General features: G+C 47.0%; 18 protein-coding genes and 5 pseudogenes. 17 read left to right on the plus strand and 6 right to left on the minus strand.

Translation table 11 applies throughout. The annotated features are described in order from the left end of the window. The 16 genes and pseudogenes from D368_RS12925 to D368_RS12995 all read left to right on the plus strand — a co-directional run. Positions 1-3814 (plus strand): annotated as a pseudogene (locus D368_RS12925) (transglycosylase SLT domain-containing protein); the annotation flags it as partial. Continuing rightward, positions 3807-4464, plus strand: a pseudogene (locus D368_RS12930) (LysM peptidoglycan-binding domain-containing protein). The pseudogenes D368_RS12925 and D368_RS12930, both read left to right, overlap by 8 nt. Positions 4465-4477: 13 nt before the next feature. Further along, entirely contained in the window at positions 4478-5455 is a 978-nt protein-coding gene (locus D368_RS12935) for an XkdQ/YqbQ family protein (protein ID WP_039251762.1), read from the plus strand. Then, complete coding sequence (locus tag D368_RS12940; protein WP_003154827.1) at positions 5455-5721, plus strand: DUF2577 family protein; 267 nt, start codon at positions 5455-5457, stop codon at positions 5719-5721. Before D368_RS12935 ends, D368_RS12940 begins: the two co-directional genes overlap by 1 nt. 103 nt (positions 5722-5824) lie before the next feature. Then, positions 5825-6250: a DUF2634 domain-containing protein gene (locus D368_RS12945; RefSeq protein WP_003154825.1), complete on the plus strand. Its 426-nt coding sequence runs from the start codon at positions 5825-5827 to the stop codon at positions 6248-6250. Continuing rightward, positions 6243-7289 carry a baseplate J/gp47 family protein gene (locus tag D368_RS12950; protein ID WP_071391958.1) on the plus strand — a complete coding sequence of 349 codons (1047 nt, stop codon included), beginning with the start codon at positions 6243-6245 and terminating at the stop codon, positions 7287-7289. The genes D368_RS12945 and D368_RS12950 overlap by 8 nt, the downstream gene beginning before the upstream one ends. Next, the gene (locus D368_RS12955; RefSeq protein WP_007407262.1) at positions 7273-7851 is read left to right on the plus strand and encodes a YmfQ family protein; all 579 of its coding nucleotides are present in this window, start codon (positions 7273-7275) and stop codon (positions 7849-7851) included. The genes D368_RS12950 and D368_RS12955 overlap by 17 nt, the downstream gene beginning before the upstream one ends. Then, positions 7848-8120 (plus strand): hypothetical protein, encoded by a 273-nt coding sequence (locus D368_RS12960; protein ID WP_003154822.1) that lies wholly within the window; start codon positions 7848-7850, stop codon positions 8118-8120. The genes D368_RS12955 and D368_RS12960 overlap by 4 nt, the downstream gene beginning before the upstream one ends. A gap of 2 nt (positions 8121-8122) precedes the next feature. Then, on the plus strand, positions 8123-9379 hold the full coding sequence (locus D368_RS12965; protein ID WP_486129258.1) for a pyocin knob domain-containing protein: 1257 nt from the start codon (positions 8123-8125) through the stop codon (positions 9377-9379). A 2-nt stretch (positions 9380-9381) separates the two neighbouring features. Further along, positions 9382-9744: a hypothetical protein gene (locus tag D368_RS20185; RefSeq protein ID WP_014721043.1), complete on the plus strand. Its 363-nt coding sequence runs from the start codon at positions 9382-9384 to the stop codon at positions 9742-9744. A 12-nt stretch (positions 9745-9756) separates the two neighbouring features. Further along, entirely contained in the window at positions 9757-10128 is a 372-nt protein-coding gene (locus tag D368_RS12970) for an XkdW family protein (protein WP_070081681.1), read from the plus strand. 4 nt (positions 10129-10132) lie between these two features. Further along, positions 10133-10330, plus strand: a complete 198-nt coding sequence (locus D368_RS12975) for an XkdX family protein (RefSeq protein WP_071391956.1) — start codon at positions 10133-10135, stop codon at positions 10328-10330. A gap of 56 nt (positions 10331-10386) precedes the next feature. Continuing rightward, positions 10387-11148: a phage portal protein gene (locus D368_RS12980; protein ID WP_094247020.1), complete on the plus strand. Its 762-nt coding sequence runs from the start codon at positions 10387-10389 to the stop codon at positions 11146-11148. 51 nt (positions 11149-11199) lie between these two features. Continuing rightward, the gene (locus D368_RS12985) at positions 11200-11463 is read left to right on the plus strand and encodes a hemolysin XhlA family protein (RefSeq protein ID WP_003154815.1); all 264 of its coding nucleotides are present in this window, start codon (positions 11200-11202) and stop codon (positions 11461-11463) included. A 13-nt stretch (positions 11464-11476) separates the two neighbouring features. Further along, a pseudogene (locus tag D368_RS12990) lies at positions 11477-11739 on the plus strand (phage holin). A 13-nt stretch (positions 11740-11752) separates the two neighbouring features. Then, positions 11753-12631: an N-acetylmuramoyl-L-alanine amidase gene (locus D368_RS12995; RefSeq protein ID WP_024085195.1), complete on the plus strand. Its 879-nt coding sequence runs from the start codon at positions 11753-11755 to the stop codon at positions 12629-12631. 34 nt (positions 12632-12665) lie between these two features. On the opposite strand, the gene D368_RS20190 is transcribed toward D368_RS12995, so the two are convergent. The 6 genes and pseudogenes from D368_RS20190 to D368_RS13020 all read right to left on the minus strand — a co-directional run bounded on the left by D368_RS20190 (position 12666) and on the right by D368_RS13020 (position 17139). After that, positions 12666-12791, minus strand: a complete 126-nt coding sequence (locus D368_RS20190; RefSeq protein ID WP_003154809.1) for a hypothetical protein — start codon at positions 12789-12791, stop codon at positions 12666-12668. Between the two features lie 96 nt (positions 12792-12887). Beyond that, positions 12888-13058, minus strand: coding sequence for a type II toxin-antitoxin system SpoIISB family antitoxin (locus tag D368_RS13000; RefSeq protein WP_003154807.1), 171 nt, complete (start codon positions 13056-13058; stop codon positions 12888-12890). Continuing rightward, the gene (locus tag D368_RS13005; protein ID WP_057079950.1) at positions 13059-13805 is read right to left on the minus strand and encodes a type II toxin-antitoxin system SpoIISA family toxin; all 747 of its coding nucleotides are present in this window, start codon (positions 13803-13805) and stop codon (positions 13059-13061) included. A 104-nt stretch (positions 13806-13909) separates the two neighbouring features. Then, entirely contained in the window at positions 13910-14908 is a 999-nt protein-coding gene (locus D368_RS13010; RefSeq protein ID WP_003154805.1) for an inorganic phosphate transporter, read from the minus strand. A 12-nt stretch (positions 14909-14920) separates the two neighbouring features. Further along, positions 14921-15568: a DUF47 domain-containing protein gene (locus tag D368_RS13015; protein ID WP_128574878.1), complete on the minus strand. Its 648-nt coding sequence runs from the start codon at positions 15566-15568 to the stop codon at positions 14921-14923. A gap of 253 nt (positions 15569-15821) precedes the next feature. Next, a pseudogene (locus D368_RS13020) lies at positions 15822-17139 on the minus strand (APC family permease). A 322-nt stretch (positions 17140-17461) separates the two neighbouring features. Between D368_RS13020 and D368_RS13025 the strand changes: the two are divergent. Then, positions 17462-18411, plus strand: a pseudogene (locus D368_RS13025) (ring-cleaving dioxygenase). The last annotated feature ends 68 nt before the right edge of the window (positions 18412-18479 follow it).

Here is an 18479-nt window from a genome sequence, read left to right on the forward strand (position 1 = left end):
ATATTAGCAGAGCTGGATAAGTTCACAACGTCATTCATGGGGAAAGTGGACGAAATCGCAAGCAAATTCAGCCCGGCAACGATATTAGCTGAACTGGACAAGTTCACGACCTCATTCATGGGGAAAGTAGACGAAATCGCAAGCAAATTCAGCCCGGCAACGATATTAGCAGAGCTGGACAAATTCGCTGATTCGTTTATGAAAAAGGTAGACGGGGTCGTGAGTAAATTCAGTCCGGAAGCCATATTGAAAGAACTGGATAAATTCACTGATTCATTTATGAAAAAGGTTGATGACGTTGTCAGCAAATTCAGTCCGGAGACCATATTGAAAGAGCTGGATCATTTTACTGATTCGTTTATGAAAAAGGTTGATGACGTTGTCAGCAAATTCAGTCCGGAGACCATATTGAAAGAGCTGGATCATTTTACTGATTCGTTTATGAAGAAAGTCGACGACGTTGTCGGTAAATTCAGTCCTGATAAGCTAATCGACCGTGCTGAACAATTTGTAAATGACACGATTGACCGAATTTCTGAGAAATTCGATTTTCTCAATCCGGATAAGATTTTGGAAAAAGTGGAGCAGTTTACTTCCTCACTGTTCGGAGGCATTGATAAAAAGTTCGGCAAATTCAGTCCTGATGCGATCATCGAAAAAGCTGAGGCATTTGTTGATAAAATTGTCAGCAAGATTGCCAAGAAATTTGAGAAATTCAGCCCGGACAAAATCATCGAAAAAGCCGGGGAATTAATAGAAAAAATATTTTCAGGAATCGCTGAAAAATTAGGCAAACTCAATGTCGGCGGATTATTAGGAGGCGGCACGAAAAAAGAAAAGAGTAAGGGCAGCCTTTCTGCCGGCGGCACCAACAGCCCGAAGCGTCCTGATCTGACAAAGGGTCCGCAGCGCACAGGACCATCACCGAAATCTTCAGGAAGGTCAGCCAAAAAAACCGGCGGGGCTTTGGGGGGCTGCTGCTGTACCGGAGTGACGAGAGGTAAAAGCAGTAAAGTCGAAGGGCGGAATAAATCTTCGAAAAGAGGTTCCTCCGTAAAGGAAAGCAAACAGGCATCCGTAAACACGCCGAAAACAAAAGGGGCAGGTAAAGGCATCGGCGGGCTTTTGAAAGGCTTAGGAGATTCAAAGGCGCTGAAAGGCGGTATGAAAGGGTTAAAAGGTGCCGCTAAAGGAATTCCCGGCATAGGTGAATTGTTATCACTTACTGATTTAGCCGGCATCAATAAAGATAATGCAGGAGAGAAGGTCGGCTCAGCAGGCGGCGGTCTTGCAGGAGCCGCGGCCGGAGCGGCAATCGGCAGCGTTGTTCCCGGAGTGGGCACATTAATCGGCGGCGCGGTAGGCGGCATCGCCGGCAGTTTAGGCGGTTCCAGCTTGGGAGAGGCCTTTGATTCAGGGGCTTTGAAAGACACATGGAATGATATTTCCGAAGCGGCGCAAAGTGCTTGGACAACAATACAAGATACTTGGGGAAGCGTTTCATCCTGGTTCATGGAAAATGTATGGACGCCGGTTTCATCAGCTGTCGCCGGAGTGGCGACAAGCATCTGGTCAAATATCGTGAATGCGTGGACGACGATTCAAGGGATTTTCAGCACGGTGTCATCCTGGTTCATGGAGAATGTATGGACGCCGGTTTCAACGGCTGTCGTCGGAGTGGCAACAAGCATCTGGTCAAATATCGTGAATGCGTGGACGACGATTCAAGGTGTCTTCAGCACAGTATCCGGCTGGTTTATGAGCACTGTCTGGGAACCCGTAAAATCGGCTGTCGTCGGAGTGGCGACGTCCATTTGGAGTAAAATCACAGGAGCTTGGGATAAAATTAAATCTGTTTTCAGTACGGTATCCGGCTGGTTCATGGATATTGTCTGGAACCCGGTGAAAAACATGGTGGAAAAAGTCGGAAAAGGAATATCAGACGCTTTCACGACTGCTTTAGATACGGTAAAGGATATATGGAAAGGGTTAAGCGGCTGGTTTGAGAAACATATAAAAGAACCTCTTGTCAAAGTGGGAACAGCCATATCAGATGCTTTTTCTGCAGCATTCGACTGGGTGAAAAAGATTTGGGATAAAACCGGCGGCAAATTGATTTCAGGCGTAATGGACTTCGTCACAGGCGGCGGAGATAAAAAGAAAAACCGGACAAAAACGCCACGGGCGGCTACATTACAAAGCCGACCATTTCCTGGATCGGTGAAGCCGGAAAAGAATTTGTCATCCCCGTCGACAACAATCGCGGCCGCGGGAAGATGCTGCTTTCACAAGCTGCGTCTAAGCTCGGCATGCGTGTTGTCGATGATATGGGTGCGGCTTCAACTCAATCTTCTGCTGTGCCGGCGGGAGCGGGCGGTGTTTCTTCTTCTGCATCTGTATCGGCCGCAGCGTCTGTAGAGGCATCCGGACTTGGCGGGACGGCTTCATCACTCGGCAAACAGTTTACTGAAGGCTTTGACAGCGGAATCAGCAATAAATCGGTGGATATGGACGGCTGGAAGGAGAAAAACATCGGAACGCCGTTCAATGCCCTCATTTCGTCTTCACCCGGTTACGGAAAGCAAGTCGTTGCGGGCTATGCCAAAGGTCAGAATACATCGCCGACGGGCACCGATTCATTTTTAAAAACAAAGGTGAAAACACCTTATCAATCGGCGGTTAATCAATCGTCATCATGGGGCGCCGCAACAGTGAAAGGATATTCGGCCGGACAGAATGCAAAAGATACGGGAACGTCGCAATACGTAAGCACACATATCAATAAACCGTTTGTTCAATCAAGAGATTCCGCGAACGGCTGGGGATCAGGCCTGATCGGACACTTCGTATCAGGAATGACTGCAAAAGGAAGCGAAGTCAAACAGGCGGCCAAAGATATGGCCAAAAAAGTCGAGGACGCATTCAGGGAAGAGCTTGATATTCACTCTCCTTCCCGTGTCATGATGAGTCTCGGACGCTTTGCTTCAGTCGGCGTCGTCAAAGGCCTCAGCTCAGTTGACGTGAAAAAATACGCCGAAAAACAGGCAGGCTCGCTTGCAGCAGCCTTTTCCGGCATGGGTGCAGCGGGAGGAAGCGTCAAAGAATGGCTTTTGGCCGCAATGAAAGCGACCAATACGCCGATCAGCTGGCTTCCGGGATTAATGACGATCGCACAGCATGAGTCAGGCGGCAACCCTAATTCCATTAATCTATGGGACAGCAACGCCAAAGCCGGACACCCGTCACAGGGGCTTATGCAGACGATTCCGAGCACCTTTGAAGATCACAAAGCGCCGGGCATGAATGATATCAGAAATCCAATCCACAACGCCGCTGCCGCTATCGGCTATATTAAAAGCCGATACGGCTCGATCAGCAATGTCCCCGGGATTAAAAGTATGGCTCATGGCGGCCCTTACGTCGGTTATGCCAATGGGGGTCTGATTACCAAGGAGCAGATCGCCCGTGTCGGCGAAGGGAACAAACGGGAGTGGATCATCCCTGAAGAGCGGGGCATCCGCGGCCGTTATCTGCTGCAAAAAGCGGCTCAGGCGCTCGGCATGGAAGTGTCCGATCCGTCCCAGACGGAACCGGCGGCGCTTTCAGCCGGCACGGTATCCGCAGCCGTTAAAGGCGGCGGACAAACCGTTCAAAAACGGGAACAAAAGAAATTAAAATCGAATTCAGCGGCGATCAGCATTTCCATAACGGACAGGACGCCGACAGCCTCGCCGCCAAAATCAAACAGGCGCTGATTGATGAACTGCAAAAAGATATTTATACCGGAGCAAAGGGGGCCGTTGCTTTTGACTAAATCTGTTTACGAATTTTGGCTGTCTCAGGGGAAGGACAAGCTCCGGCTTCCCGTTCTCCCTGAAGCGATTGATATCGCAAACAGCGTGCAGAATGATTCCGTGAAAGTCACCGGACTTGGAGAGGTGACGTTTATCGAAGAACCGGGAGCGAAAGAAATTTCGTTCTCTTCTTTTTTCCGAAACGGTACAGCCCGATTGCCGAATATCAAAGCATTCCTTCGCCGGAAAAAGCCATTTCAGTCATTGAAACATGGATGAAAGCGAAAAAACCCGTTCAGTTTTTGATTACAGGGACAAAAATCAATGTCGCATGCAGTATTGAAAGCTTTAATTACAGCGAAGGTGACAATGAAATCGGCGACCGGAATTTTGATATCGTACTGAAAGAATATAAAACCGCTTCGCCAAGAAAAATCAAACAAAAGAAAAAACGAAAGCGAAGCGCCCGTCCAAAGCTTCACCCAAAACATATACCGTCAAAAAAGGGGATACGCTTTGGGACATCGCCGGTAAGTTTTACGGAAAACACACAGAGTGGCGGAAAATCTGGAACGCGAATAAAACCGCCATGATTAAACGCAGCAAACGGAATATCCGGCAGCCGGGGCATTGGATCTTCCCGGGGCAGAAGCTGAAGATACCGCAATGAAACGGGTGAAAAGATGATTGAACTATTTGTCATAAAAGAAACGGAGTGGCTCGAGCTTGTCACAGAAAGCGTAACGCTGGAAGGACACAGATATCAGGCGCCCCGCTCCATCGAAGCGACGATTGTCGTAAAGCAGGGCAGCCAGACGTATTACGGCGTATCAGAAGGGGATACGGTTTTGTTCAAATGGAACGGAAAAGAGCTGTTCCGCGGCATTGTTTTTGCAAGAACGCCCGATGAGCATACCGTCGCCTTCACCGCATACGATATGCTCCAATACCTTGTGAAAAACCAGGACGTTTACGTGTTTTCCAACAAGCGCGCCGATCAAATATTAAAAAGGATCGCCAGCGATTTTCAAATTCCCGTCACATCCATTGCCAACACAGGCCATACCATTAAATCACTCGTTTTTAAAAATGATACAAGCCTTTACGATATGATGCTAAAAGCGTTAAAGCAGACAAAAAGCCAGACGGGGCGCAATTATCAGCTCTATTCAGAAAAAGGCAGGCTCGGCTTGCGTGAATGGCCGGAGCCGTCTGACATATGGGTGCTGGAAACAGGAGTTAATATTACAGGGTATCAATACAGCACCTCAATTGATGACACCGCAACCCGTGTCGTCATGCGGCTGCAAAAAGACAATAAAACGATAAAGGCTTCCGCCTCAGACAGCGCCGGCATGAAAACATTCGGCGTTTTGCAGTATACCGAAACGGTTTCTGACGACATTAACGAAGCCCAGCTGAAACAGCGCGCAAAAGTGAAGCAGGCTGAGAAAAAAGGCATTAAAAAAGAGCTGAAAAATATACAGGCGATCGGTATTCCTGGGTTGGAAAGCGGATTGCCCGTCTATATTTCAATTCCGGAAATCGGGCTGAAGAAAACCTATTATGTAGATACGGACCGCCATGAATTCCAAGGAACAAAACATACCATGACGATTGATGTCACGGAGAAAAATTCACTTCCGGAGGGGACATCCTGATGAGATTAAGTGATGCCATTAAACATTTAGCCGTCGGAGCGGTTGACGCCGAAGCGCCGGTGGAGCTGATGCCGGCCGAAGTGACCTCCGTTTCGCCGCTCGAGCTGAAACTGAAAGATCACGACAAACTTTTGATTCCGTCTGATGCACTCATTGTGCCGAAGCGGCTGAGATCCGGGGGAGAGGATCAGCTCCAGGCGGGTGATCGGGTGATGACCGCCGCTTTAACAGGAGGACAGTCTTTCTTTGTACTGGACAAAATTTAACCGGCATCCGGACGGAGATATACGAGAATATCAGCCTATTAAAGCCGCTTCATCTGCCGAAGAGGGCTTTTTTACATGAACAAATCTAAAAGGAGCGGGTGCAATGGCCCTGACACCGGAAATCGAATTTGAAGATTTGGAGGATGCGAGTGAGGCCGTTGAGACTTCACAAACCTACCGAATTGATTTTGAAAACAACCGGATTACCAATGAACTGATTAACGGACTGGACGCAATCAGACAATTCGTCTATATCGCTCTTCACACAGAACGGTATTCATATTCGGTTTTCAGCCATGATATCGGAAACGAACTTCAGGAAGTGCTTTCAGATCAGAACACGACGGATGCTTATAAAAAAATGGAGATTCCAAGACTGATAGAAGAAGCCTTGCTGTATGATGACCGGATTTTGGCCGTTACCAATTTTGAGATTGAGAAAAAAGATGATGCTTTCATCGTCTCTTTTACCGTTGAAACTGATGAGGGCATGCTTGAGATAGAGGAGGTGCTGGGTGAGGATGTTTGAAGCTCAGACGTTTGACGACATTATGGACAGAATGCTGGCGCGCGTTACGGCGGACATTGATACGAGAGAAGGCAGCGTCATTTACAATGCGCTCGCGCCTGCGGCCGCTGAGCTCGCAAAGTCTTATATTTGGCTGGATACCGTGCTGGAGCTCGTGTTTTCCGATACGGCTCAGGGAGAATTTCTGGACAGGCGTGCTGCTGAAGCGGGAATTGAACGGACACCTGCCACAAAAGCGGTCAGAGCCGGAGAATTCACAGCGGGCATTACCATTCCGCCAGGCTCCCGTTTCTTCGTTGATAACCTGTATTTTCAATATACGGGGGATGGAACGCTTGAATGTGAAACAGCCGGTGAAGCGGGCAATGCCGGCATTTCGGGGCGGAACCTGCTGCCGCTTGATACGATACCCGGGCTTGAGAAAGCAGTCATGCGCGATATATTAATTCCCGGCCGTGAGGAAGAAGATGACAACAGCTTAAGGGCGCGCTATTTTACCCGTGTCCGCCGGGAAGCAGTCAGCGCAAATAAACAGCACTATAAACAATGGGCCGAAGAGGTTGACGGCGTCGGCAGGGCAAAAATCTTTCCGCTTTGGAACGGAGACGGAACGGTGAAAGTTGTCATCACAAATGCGAATTTGGAACCGGCATCAGATATTCTGATCAAAAAAGTAAAGGATTATATTGATCCGGACGAAGGGCAGGGAGAAGGACAGGCGCCGATCGGAGCGGCAGTAACGGTGGAAAGCGCCGTATGGAAAGAAATCGAAATCTCCGCTTCCGTGCTGCCTGAGCTGAACAGCTCGATCGATGACGTAAAAGCGGAGATTGAAAAAGGCGTCCTGAATTTATTTAAGAAAATGGCCTTCGAAGAAAACACCGTCCGTTTATCACAAATTAACAACATCGTTTATAACTCGGCATCCGTCAGTGACTACGCCGATATCAAAATGAACGGTGCGGCGGAAAACCTCGTGCTCAGTGACGTGGAAATTCCTAAACTCAAAGAGGTGAGAGTCCTTGAGCAGACTCGATGAGATGACGGCGTACCTCCCGCCGTTTTTAACCCGATTAAAAGAGATGGCACAACTGCTTGAGGCGGAAGCTCCTGAGTTTGAGCGGCAGAATAACGATATTTTCGATTTGACGGATCAGCTCTTTATTACGACGGCGACATGGGGGCTTGACCGCTGGGAAAAAATATTAAAAATACCGCGGGAATCAGGTGACACGGAGGATATGAGACGGCTCAGGCTGATTTCGAAGATGTCGAATATTCCGCCCATCACACATCAAGCGATCGAGCAGGCGCTAAACCGTTTTTTAAAACATCCGTCAGCTTATGTTCGGATGTTCCCGGGGCAGTATCGTTTTTATGCCGATATCGGGCTTGATGACCTGCAGCACATGAACGAGCTGATTGAAACGCTTGAAAAAATCAAACCCGCTCATTTGGCGTATACACTGAGAGCCGCATTAAACGAAACACTGGAAATCAAAGACCGGGTCATTCTCAACAATCGGAGATACCGAAAAGTCAGTGAACTGAAGGTCGGTTATTCCGTCACACTCAACAATAACGAGGTGGTCTTACCATGATATCAGCCGCTTACAGACAGCGTGCCGCAGCCGATCTGAAAAACAGGATCACGAAAGTGCTGTTAAACGGCAAAGAAACTCCGATTGCGGACATTTCCGTAAAAGATGCCGCAGTCACCGTTCTCACACGCAGAGAAGAAGACGTCAAACACATTGAAACCGTGCAGATGCTTGACGAAACAGGAAGCGTCATTACAGAACGAAAAACAAATTTAGATCTCAGCAATAACAGAACGCTTGATTTAAGATTTACCTTTGAGGTGGTGTAACGATGGCTTACGAAGAAAAAACAGACTGGCTTCCGGACGATCCGATTAATGAAGATGATGTCAACCGCTGGGAAAAAGGCATAAAAGACGCCCACACGGCTCTGGCGGCCCATAAAAACGACATGAACAACCCGCACAAAACGACAAAGGCGCAAATCGGTCTCGGAAACGTGGACAACGTCCAGCAGGCAGCAAAAAAAGATTTCGACCGGCACAATCAAGATCTGGACCGGCATGTGACGAAAGAAGAGCGGGCTGTTTGGAACGGTGCTCAGCTTTCTAAAATCACAAAAGATAATGGCTCCGCTTTTATTGATATCTCTGACGGACAGGATTTTCATCAGATCGCTGCCAGCCAGAATAAGACCTTTACTTTCTCAGCAGCTGCAACTGGAATAAATACACCGCCTAAACCGTCAGAGGGTATATACCTTTATTCTTCAAAGAATAACGGAGAGGCGGCCGCTTTCTCAGATGACGGGGGATTTTGGAGAAAAACACTGAAAAACGGCATCTGGACGGAATGGATGCCATTTGAAACAGCTGCCGGAGCACAAGCAAAAGTAAATGAGCATGCCGACAAAACAGATCTTCATGTAACCAAATCTGACAAAGACAAATGGAATGCAGGGCAGTTATTCAATCTGACTGACAATGACGGGAATGCTAAAACGGTAACGGAAACAAACTTAGACAATATAAAAACGTCCGGCATCTACTATATATCAGTTCAGCATACGGAAAATAAGCCTGCGGAATACGGACAATTAATTGTCATGCAAAGAACCCGCGGAGCATCACCGACTTTTGTCCAAATGTTTATAGACACAGTGGCCGCCGGAAATCCCATATACGTCCGAAGTTTCAGCACTAAAGGCGTATGGTCGGAATGGAGCCAACAAGAAACAGATTCAGGCTCTCAAGCAAAAGTAGACGCTCACGCCAATAAAAAAGATATTCATGTCACACAGGCGGATAAAGATATGTGGAACGGCGCACAGCTTTCGAAAATAACAAACGATAACGGCGGCTATCTTCTGACAATTGGTGATGATGATAACTTTCTTGAAAAATCGTTAAAAACGGCAGGGCGTTCGGCACCTTTTATTCAACCGGCAAAGCGGCAAACAGTCCGAGCAACGCTTCAACCCGCGGCATGTTTCATTTTACCTCTCTTGACAGTGAGGGGAAAGGAACGTTTGGGTATGTCATTGCCGTCGATTATAAAAATAATATGTTCACGAACTATTTGGATTTGAACTTGGGCTGGCAGGGCTGGCGTCGCCTCGTTACCGAACTTGATACTGAGAATGTACCTTGGATAAATGTTCCTTATAAAAATGGGGCTAAATCAGGAGACAGGCCGCTTCAATACCGCAAAGTGGGAAACACCCTTCACCTGAACGGACACGTTCTTACGGACAGAGAAGTGGTGTTCGGGAGTGTGCCGTCCTCTTGTGCGCCGGCCAAAGGCGTTGTGACTATGGTTGCAGCCAGCGGCACCACCGGTTACAGCAAATTTATTATCTATTCTAATGGAGATATGAAGCTGACGGGAATTATGGCCAATATAGAAAATAACGTGAACGGCTATTATATTGACCTTGTTTTGGCACTCACGTAAAGGAGCGAGAATATGAAATTAATATTTCCGTATGACAATGACAACATTTATACAGGCACTCCGGTTGAGCTTTATCCGGATTCTGAGACAGGAGATTATATGATGCCGCCTAACGCTGCGGACTTTCCGCCGGAAATAAACGGCGAAGGCATGTGGCGCCCATTTTTTGATGAAGAGAAACATGAATGGGTGGAAACCGCTGACGAAGCATATAAAGAGAGCTTAAAAAAAGATACGGCTCCCGATTCAAACCAGCTTGCGGGCCTCGGCGGACAGCTGGCGAATGAGAAATTGGCCAGAAAAGCAGCCGAACAAGCGCAGCAGTCACTCGGCAGGCAATTAGCGTCTTTAAAACTGGAACTCTTACACGTAAAAGGAGAATGAAAAAATGAAAAAGCTTAACTTTTGGGTTTACGCCTTGTTTTATGAGTGGGCCTCAACAGAAATGGTAAAACAGGCTATGGGCTATGATGACTGCTCTGCCGAAGATCTGGCTGAAGGTGTGGCCGCGAAGTATGTCACACCTGAGGAATTTCAAGAAATAACGGGTGAAACATACGAAGACTATAAAAATGCTGTGTCATAAGCCAGACGGCTTTTTTTATTTGTCATTTTTAATAAATGAGAAAAGGAGGACGGCCGATGAAAAAGCATCCATTTGAATTTCCCGCCGATCAACTTGGCAGGCCCGGCGCTGTAAAAGCTTATCGCGGTAACAAAAACGATTATGTCACACCGGTTGCTGATTTGTCCGGAATGGCAGAGCTTCTTACCAATACGCCGCTAGAAGCGATTGAAGTTTACAGTCAATTCGGACAAGACCGTTTAGGAGCCGTCTTAATAAACAGAGCACAGGGGTGGGCTTATTCGGACCGCAGCGGAACTCTTTTTATCGAAGAGAGCGAGGATAACAATTCGTGGACAGCTTCACATTCTGTCGCAGTAAAAGGCGGAGTGCTGACCGCTTCGGGGTGGGTCTGCCTGACAAAAAGATATTACCGGTTCCGTTTTGAAAATGGAAATCAAAAACAGTCCGAATTTGTTTTATACCAATCTGTCGGTTCGGGCGGTGATATGGCGTTTTCATATACTGACGTGATTTTTCATGAAAATGCAGCAGAGGCGGGCGTGGGAAGTATCTTCTCAGCGGGCGCTTGGAAAAAACTTCTCGTCGAAATCACCGGCACGGCTGAGTCGGGCCATGTCGCGTTTTGGGGGAGATCCATCTCGGGAAAAAATGTGCCGATCAGAGGAATCAGGTCTGATGACGGGACATCAGCCGCCGGTACGTCAGGCACAGAAGAAGTGTGGTCATTTGATATTGCCGGCTTTAAGGAAATCGTCATGGAAATCAAAAGCATTTCCGGCGGGAGCCTTTCTGTCAAAGGCACGGCATTTTCTTAAGAATGAAGCTTCCGAAGGGAGGTGAGAACAATGTAAGAGGGGGGAGCGGAAGTGCTTCTGGATGAACAAGCGGTGCAAAAAGAATTCGCAGGCATCAAAGGTGAACAAAAGGTGCTTGAACAGCGGGTAGCCGCATTAGAGCGGGTATCAGACCGGCAGGATCAGCAAATCATGACGCTGAATGAAAAACTGAACAAAATTGACGAAAACACAACATGGATTAAGCGGACCATTACAGGAGCGATCGTGACAGCAATCTGCACGGGCGTCATTGGCGGAGCCATCGCCATCATGTACAATCTGCTGCAAAAGTAAGGGGGAAACCGATATGAAATTCGCGGACAAAGGCACGGTCGTCAGGACAGTGCTTCTTTTGCTTGCTTTATTGAATCAAACTTTGCTGATGTTCGGCAAATCGCCGCTGAATATTCAGGAGGACCAGGTCAGCCAGCTTGCAGATACGCTGTATGCCGCCGGGTCGGCCGTTTTTACAATCATAACGACTGCCGCCGCCTGGTTTAAAAACAATTATGTTACAGCAAAAGGGAAAAACAGCAGGCTTTATTAAAAATAAACAATTTATCGAAATAGGAGAGATGAGAATATGGTAAAAATCACACAGGATTTTATCCCGGCAGGAAACAATAACCGCCCAGGCTATGCAATGACACCGATTTACATTACGGTGCACAATACAGCCAATACCGCAGTCGGAGCTAACGCCAAAAGTCACGCAAGCTATGTGAAAAATCCCGATACACCGACAAGCTGGCATTTCACAGTCGATGATACGGAAATTTATCAGCATCTTCCGCTGAACGAAAACGGCTGGCATGCCGGTGACGGAAACGGGGACGGCAACCGTAAATCCATCGGTATTGAAATTTGTGAAAACGCAGACGGCAACTTTTCACAGGCCGTGGCAAACGCCCAATGGCTCATCCGCACATTAATGACGTCGCACGGCATCCCGCTTGCGAATGTCGTTGCGCACAAGCATTGGTCAGGAAAGCTTTGTCCGAGAAGACTGCTGGATACATGGGATGAGTTTAAAGCGGGAATCGGTTCTGAGGAAAGACAGACGTATACCGTCCAAAAAGGAGATACGCTGTCGGCGATCGCGCGGAAATTCGGCGTCAGCGTGGCCGATCTGCAGAAATGGAATAACATCGCTGACCCGAACCTGATTAAAGTCGGACAAGTGCTGATCGTCAGCCCGCCGGTTGAAGCACTGTATTCTCTTCCGGACGAGGTGATCAAGCTGACAGAGCCGTACACGTCCGGTGAAAAGGTATACCAGGTGCAAAACGCGCTCGCCGCGCTTTATTTCTATCCTGAAAAAGGAGCTGTCAATAACGGCATTGACGGTATCTACGGTCCGAAAACGGCAGATGCCGTGGCCCGCTTCCAATCTGTAAACGGACTGACGTCTGACGGCGTCTACGGTCCCGCTGTAAAAGCGAAAATTCTGATGCAGCTTTAACAAAAAAGGCTGAGTCCCGTTCACATTGCGGGATTCAGCCTTTTTTCTTTTTTAACCGGTTCAATAGCCCGAGATTCCTCGCCCGCATCCTCAGCGAATAAGCGGAAAGCCCGAAGCGTCCGTAATCCACAAACTTTACACGCCTGACAATTTTCTTCACATCATCACCTGTCGCATCTCTTTGTTGGTTTTATTATATGAAAGATAAGGAAAAAAGGAATAAGGACAAGAGCCGTGTCTCCTGTCCTTAGTGTAATCAAGCTTTTTTTTGTTTATACTTGTCAATCAGCCGCTCGTTTTCTTTGAAAATTCTGGCGGTATGAGGGCTGACCTGGTAACTTGCGATACTTGTCATTGAACGTTTTTTAAACATTTTGAACGGTTTCGCTCTTTGTTCCGGCTGCCCGTTTTGAAATGCCTGCTCCATTTAACCGTCACCTTCCTCTTCTATTGGCAGCATTAAATCATAAATGCTCGTTAGCGATGTGAAAAGCAAATAATCGAATTCCGTCAACAGGTTTTCCGACGTGAGTTTGATCACGTAATGGCGGTTCTGGACTGTAAACGGAATAAGCACAAGCCTGCCTTTTTGATCATAGTAGACGTCTTTACGGTTAAGACGGGACTGAACGTCCGCCGCATCAGGCATATGCTCCGTCAAGCGATCCTTATCCGATTGTGCGGAATAGTCGCACAAGGAAGCCGTGACATTCATTTTTTCTCCATAAGCTGCCAGCAGTCTGCTGATGCCTTCCGCATAAGCTTCTGTACTTCCATAATATACATGGATCGGTTCATTTTTCAACAGATATTGATAGGTTTTCAGTTTTTCAAGATAGGAGTGAAGCATTTCGTTATTTTCTTCTAAAATTTCCCGCGTATCCGTCTCTAATTCATTGCCGGCGAGCTTTTTGATATACGCGCTCAAAAAGATAAACGCATCAATAAGGGCAAAGCAGACGGCAACAATCAAATATTGTCTCCATGCGGCAAAGAGCGATTCGGGATCATATGTCCAATAGACCATGGCGCCTACTACAAATAGTAAATACCACGTTTTACGGATGGCAAACATTTTTTCTTTTACCTTTGCCTCATACCGCCAGGATGCGTACACATATAAAATGAGTGCGGCCGCCATCGTCCACACCATGATCTGAAAAAACAAAAGCATGAGCATCCCTCACAATTCGAAAAATGGTCTGCTATGTTCATTCTATGTCATGACATCATTTTCCTGTCACAAAAAAAACCGCTTCTGTAAAGAAGCGGATGTCATCAGAAAAAGAGATCTAAGATGAAAAAGGCGATGGCGCCGAGAGTACCTGCAATCGGCAGGGTGATGACCCATGTAATGAGCATCCGTTTAGCCGTTCCCCAGTTTACGCCTTTTACGCGGTGGGAAGCACCCACACCGAGAATGGAAGACGAAATGACGTGCGTCGTGCTGACAGGGAGATGAATAAACGTGGCCCCGAAAATAATGGCTGCGCCGGTTAAGTCGGCAGATACGCCGTTTACCGGACGGATTTTCATAATTTTTCCGCCGACGGTTTTAATGATTTTCCAGCCGCCGATGGATGTGCCGAGACCCATTGCCAGGGCACAAGAGAGCTGCACCCAAAAAGGAATGGCATCACTTTTATGTAAATTGGCCGTCATAAGCGCCATCGTAATGATACCCATCGCTTTTTGCGCGTCGTTCGTTCCGTGTGTATAGGACTGAATGGCAGCCGTCAAAATCTGCACTCTGCGGAAGCGTTTATTTGTTTTCGCCAGATTGCTGTCTTTAAAAATCAGCTTCACGATCGAATATACGATAAAGCCGAGAACAAAGGCGATAATCGGCGATAAAATAAGTGCTTCGATAATCTTAATGAACCCTTTATAATTAAGCGTCGCAAAACCTGACGCTGCAATGGCCGCTCCGGCGATCGCTCCGATAATCGCATGTGAAGAGCTGCTCGGAATGCCGAAATACCATGTGATCAAGTTCCAGGCGATTGCGGCGAGTAGAGCCGCAAGAATGACAACTGACCCGTTGTCTAATGTATAAGGATTCACAATGTCCTTCGTAATGGTTTTCGCCACACCGGTAAATGTCATCGCTCCGAGAAAGTTCATGATGGCGGCCATGACGATTGCGTGCCGCGGCTTCAGCGCTTTTGTCGAAACTGAGGTGGCGATTGCGTTTGCGGTATCGTGAAATCCGTTAATGAAGTCAAATACCAAAGCGCATATGACAATTAATATCGTTAAAAGTAATAGAGTATCCATTATAACCCCTCGTTACGCGTTTTTCATAATAATGGTTTCAAGGTTATTGGCAACGCTTTGGCAAGAGTCGGCAATTTCCTCAAGCGTTTCGTAAATCTCGCGGTACTGAATCACTTTAATCGGATCGGTTTCTGTGCCGAACAGATTTTTTAATGATTTACGGTGCAGGTTATCACAGCTGTGCTCGTATTCCTTAATTTTAATGGCGTGAGGGTGAATGTCCTTCAATCGGTTTTCTGCAAGCAGCTCAATCGTGATTAAAATTTCCTTCGCGCACTCTCTGATGTATCCGCTGAACTTATCGATATGCTCATCTGAAGAAGTGATCGAGAAAATCTCCATCATTGCTGAAAAATGTTCGATTCCGTCAAGCACGTCATCGAGGCTGTTTGTCAGCTCAAGGATGTCTTCACGTTCAATGGGAGTGATAAAAGCTTTGTTCAGCTCTTTAATCATGACATGAACATGATTATCTCCTTTTGTTTCAAACTCTTTTAACGTATCGGCAAATTCCTTTAAAGTCGTCTGGTTCGTCACTTTAAAGTTGACAAAGTATTCTGCGGTTTCGTCTATGTTTTTTGCGATTTCTGTTAAAAGGAGTGAGAACTTATCTTTTTTCTTTTTATCATTAAAAACCCTCCATTGTTTGAATGAGACAATGCACACATCAAATTATTATATAGCCTTTTGTCGAAAAAAACAGATAAAGTCGAAAAAAACGCCTCTTGATTTTTTCGTAAAAACGTGTCTCATCCTGTTTTTCTTATGTTACCCACTTCGCCAAAAAAACGTAACATACTTCGAATTCAGACATCTTGCTTAAAAAGTATAACAAAAGATGTGAATTTGCTGTCAACTTTTGCACGTGATTTTGCCAGAAAAAAAACGGCTCCCGTAAAAGGAACCGTTTTTGTCAGTTTTTTCTGCCGTTTTTCAGCCAAAAATAAAGCGGCAGCCCGGCGAGGCCGATCAAGAGGGACAGCGCGCAGCTCAGTGTATCTGTAATGATCGTGCTGATCAGCACAAACAGTGAACCCGCGATGGCCAAAACAGGAATGATCGGATACAAAGGCACGCTGTAGGCGCGCGGTTTTCCTCCGCTTTTTTTTCTGAGGATAAACACGGCGAAAAAAAGCCATGACGTAAAAAATATAAATCATGAAAATAGAGATTTCAGACAGCTTATCGGGATTGCTGGCGATCATGAAAATAATGGCCAGCGCGATCTGAAATGACACGGCAATCCACGGGGTGCGGAATGTCGGATGCACCCGCGAAATCTGTCCGGCAAACGGCAGCTGTTTCCGTTCCGCCATCGCAAACGAGACACGCGGAAAAGCGAGAATCTTTCCGTTTAAACAGCCGAAGATGCTGACGATGATTCCGACGCTGATCAATTTTCCCCCGATGTCGCCAAACAGCATTCCGGCAGCGGTGCCGGTCGCATTTTCACCGAGTTTGACGATGTCGGTCGCAGGAAGAATGTGCAGCAGCGCAAAGTTAATGAAAAGATAAATGGCGGTGACGACCAAGAGTCCGCCCGTCATCGCTCTCGGGAGCAGCTTTTCCGGATTTTTCATTTCGCCGCCGAGTGCCGCAAGCAGAATCCATCCGTCATAAGCAAACAAGGTGGCCAGTATGGCAGCGCCGAAATTCATTTCCGACATGCTGCTTGTGACAGCTGTGAAAATATGCTGATCGCCTTTCCAAAGGCCGAACACGATCATGCAGATAATCGGAATCAATTTGCCGACAGTCGTAATTCCCTGTACGATGCCGCCATATTTCGTTCCGATAATGTTAATGATGCTTAAAAATAAAACGGCTGAAATTCCGATCAATTTAGACCAGCCGGAATCCCAATTGAACAAGTGCGCCATCAAAGAGCCGAAATACAAGCCGATTGCTCCGATAATGGCGGGGCCGTAAATGATAATTTGAACCCATCCGCACAAAAAGCCCCAAAATTCGCCGTACACTTCTTCGAGATATGTATAAAGTCCGCCCGTTTTCGGAATCTGAGTGCCGATTTCCGCAACGGTCAAGCCGCCGGCAAGCGTCAAAATGCCTCCTAACAGCCACGCGATAAGCGCGGTTTTCGCATCACCGGAGTAGGCAAGCACGGCGCCTGGTTTCATAAATACGCCGGAACCGATGATGGTGCCGATAACAAGTGAGAGGGCGATGGTAAGGCCGATCTCTTTTTTAAGTCCGTTCTCTTCAATCTGCATATCCTTTCCCTCCAGATGTAAAATCGTCATGCTGAAAAAACTATTTTCCATATTGTAAACCCTAATTGCTGAAACACGAATAAAATAAATTTTCTGATTTTGGTGTTTTGCCTAAAAGAGAGAGGTTTCTGCTTTTGAGAAGGAAAAAATTCGGTTTTAAAAGCGAACATTAATGGTTTTTTAATTTCAAAAGTTCGTTATTTTGAGAGCGGTAGTCTGCAGACCGTCTGTGAAGCAGATGGGTTGACTTTACGATCCGGATAACATAAATTGTATATATAAAATATCTCGAAATCGAGATAATCGACTGGAGGATAATATAATGAAAGTTAATGGAATACACCATGTATCAGCATTGACGGCTGATGCGCAGAAAAATTTAGATTTTTATCGAAATATCCTGGGGCTGAAGCTTGTGAAAAAATCGGTAAACCAGGATGAACCGACGATGTATCACTTATTTTACGGTGATGAATCAGCCAATCCGGGATCGGAATTGACGTTTTTCGAGATTCCGCGGATCGCGCCGTTCCATGCGGGGACAAACAGTATTTCTTCAATCGGCCTGCGTGTTCCGGATGCACAAGCGCTTCAATATTGGAAAAACGATTTGAAGAGCATCAGGTCTCTCACAGTGAGATCGTGAAAATAGCGGGCAGGGACACACTCGCTTTTCAGGATCATGAAGGACAGCGGCTTGTGCTGACAGCTGACGAAAAAGGAAAAGACATCGGTGAAGCGGTGAAGCAAAGCGGCATACCGGAAGAATATTCTTTCCGCGGTCTTGGTCCCGTTGAATTGACCGTCCCGTACGCAGAACCGACGCTGCGTGTGTTAACCGATGTGCTGGGCTTCACTGAAATCGGGAAAGAAACACATGAAGACCGGGGCACGGTTACGGTGCTCGAATCCGGAAACGGTGGCGCGCGTACAGAAGTCCATCTCATTGAAAGAAACGATCTTCCGCGCGAGCGTCCTGGAAAAGGCAGCGTGCACCATGTGGCCTTCCGTGTTCAGAATGAGGAGGAGCTTGCTTTATGGCACCGCATCATTACGAAAGAAGGTTTCAGCAACTCAGGCATTGTAGAGCGTTATTATTTCAAAGCGCTGTACTTCCGGGAACCGAACGGAATTCTGTTTGAATTGTCAACGGACGGTCCTGGATTTATGGTTGATGAAAAACCTGAGGAGCTAGGCAAAACGGTTGCGCTCCCGCCTTATCTCGAACACCGCCGTTCTGAAATAGAAGCGCGGCTGAAACCGATTCAGTAAATCAGAAATAATGACAGATGCCTCCCGGCTTGACGGGGGCATCTTTTTTTTTGCTTTTTTACCCGTTT

The organism is Paenibacillus lentimorbus NRRL B-30488, from assembly GCF_000411595.1.
Lineage (GTDB): Bacteria > Bacillota > Bacilli > Bacillales > Bacillaceae > Bacillus > Bacillus velezensis.

Bases quoted from the DNA above. Each gene is read 5' to 3' on its own strand.
- D368_RS13000 (WP_003154807.1), bottom strand. From the start codon at position 13,058: ATGGAGCAGGCATTTCAAAACGGGCAGCCGGAACAAAGAGCGAAACCG.
- D368_RS12950 (WP_071391958.1), top strand. From the start codon at position 6,243: ATGTTTGAAGCTCAGACGTTTGACGACATTATGGACAGAATGCTGGCG.
- D368_RS12940 (WP_003154827.1), top strand. From the start codon at position 5,455: ATGAGATTAAGTGATGCCATTAAACATTTAGCCGTCGGAGCGGTTGAC.
- D368_RS13010 (WP_003154805.1), bottom strand. From the start codon at position 14,908: ATGGATACTCTATTACTTTTAACGATATTAATTGTCATATGCGCTTTG.
- D368_RS12995 (WP_024085195.1), top strand. From the start codon at position 11,753: ATGGTAAAAATCACACAGGATTTTATCCCGGCAGGAAACAATAACCGC.
- D368_RS12935 (WP_039251762.1), top strand. From the start codon at position 4,478: ATGATTGAACTATTTGTCATAAAAGAAACGGAGTGGCTCGAGCTTGTC.
- D368_RS12960 (WP_003154822.1), top strand. From the start codon at position 7,848: ATGATATCAGCCGCTTACAGACAGCGTGCCGCAGCCGATCTGAAAAAC.
- D368_RS12975 (WP_071391956.1), top strand. From the start codon at position 10,133: ATGAAAAAGCTTAACTTTTGGGTTTACGCCTTGTTTTATGAGTGGGCC.
- D368_RS12980 (WP_094247020.1), top strand. From the start codon at position 10,387: ATGAAAAAGCATCCATTTGAATTTCCCGCCGATCAACTTGGCAGGCCC.
- D368_RS12965 (WP_486129258.1), top strand. From the start codon at position 8,123: ATGGCTTACGAAGAAAAAACAGACTGGCTTCCGGACGATCCGATTAAT.
- D368_RS12945 (WP_003154825.1), top strand. From the start codon at position 5,825: ATGGCCCTGACACCGGAAATCGAATTTGAAGATTTGGAGGATGCGAGT.
- D368_RS12970 (WP_070081681.1), top strand. From the start codon at position 9,757: ATGAAATTAATATTTCCGTATGACAATGACAACATTTATACAGGCACT.
- D368_RS13005 (WP_057079950.1), bottom strand. From the start codon at position 13,805: ATGCTTTTGTTTTTTCAGATCATGGTGTGGACGATGGCGGCCGCACTC.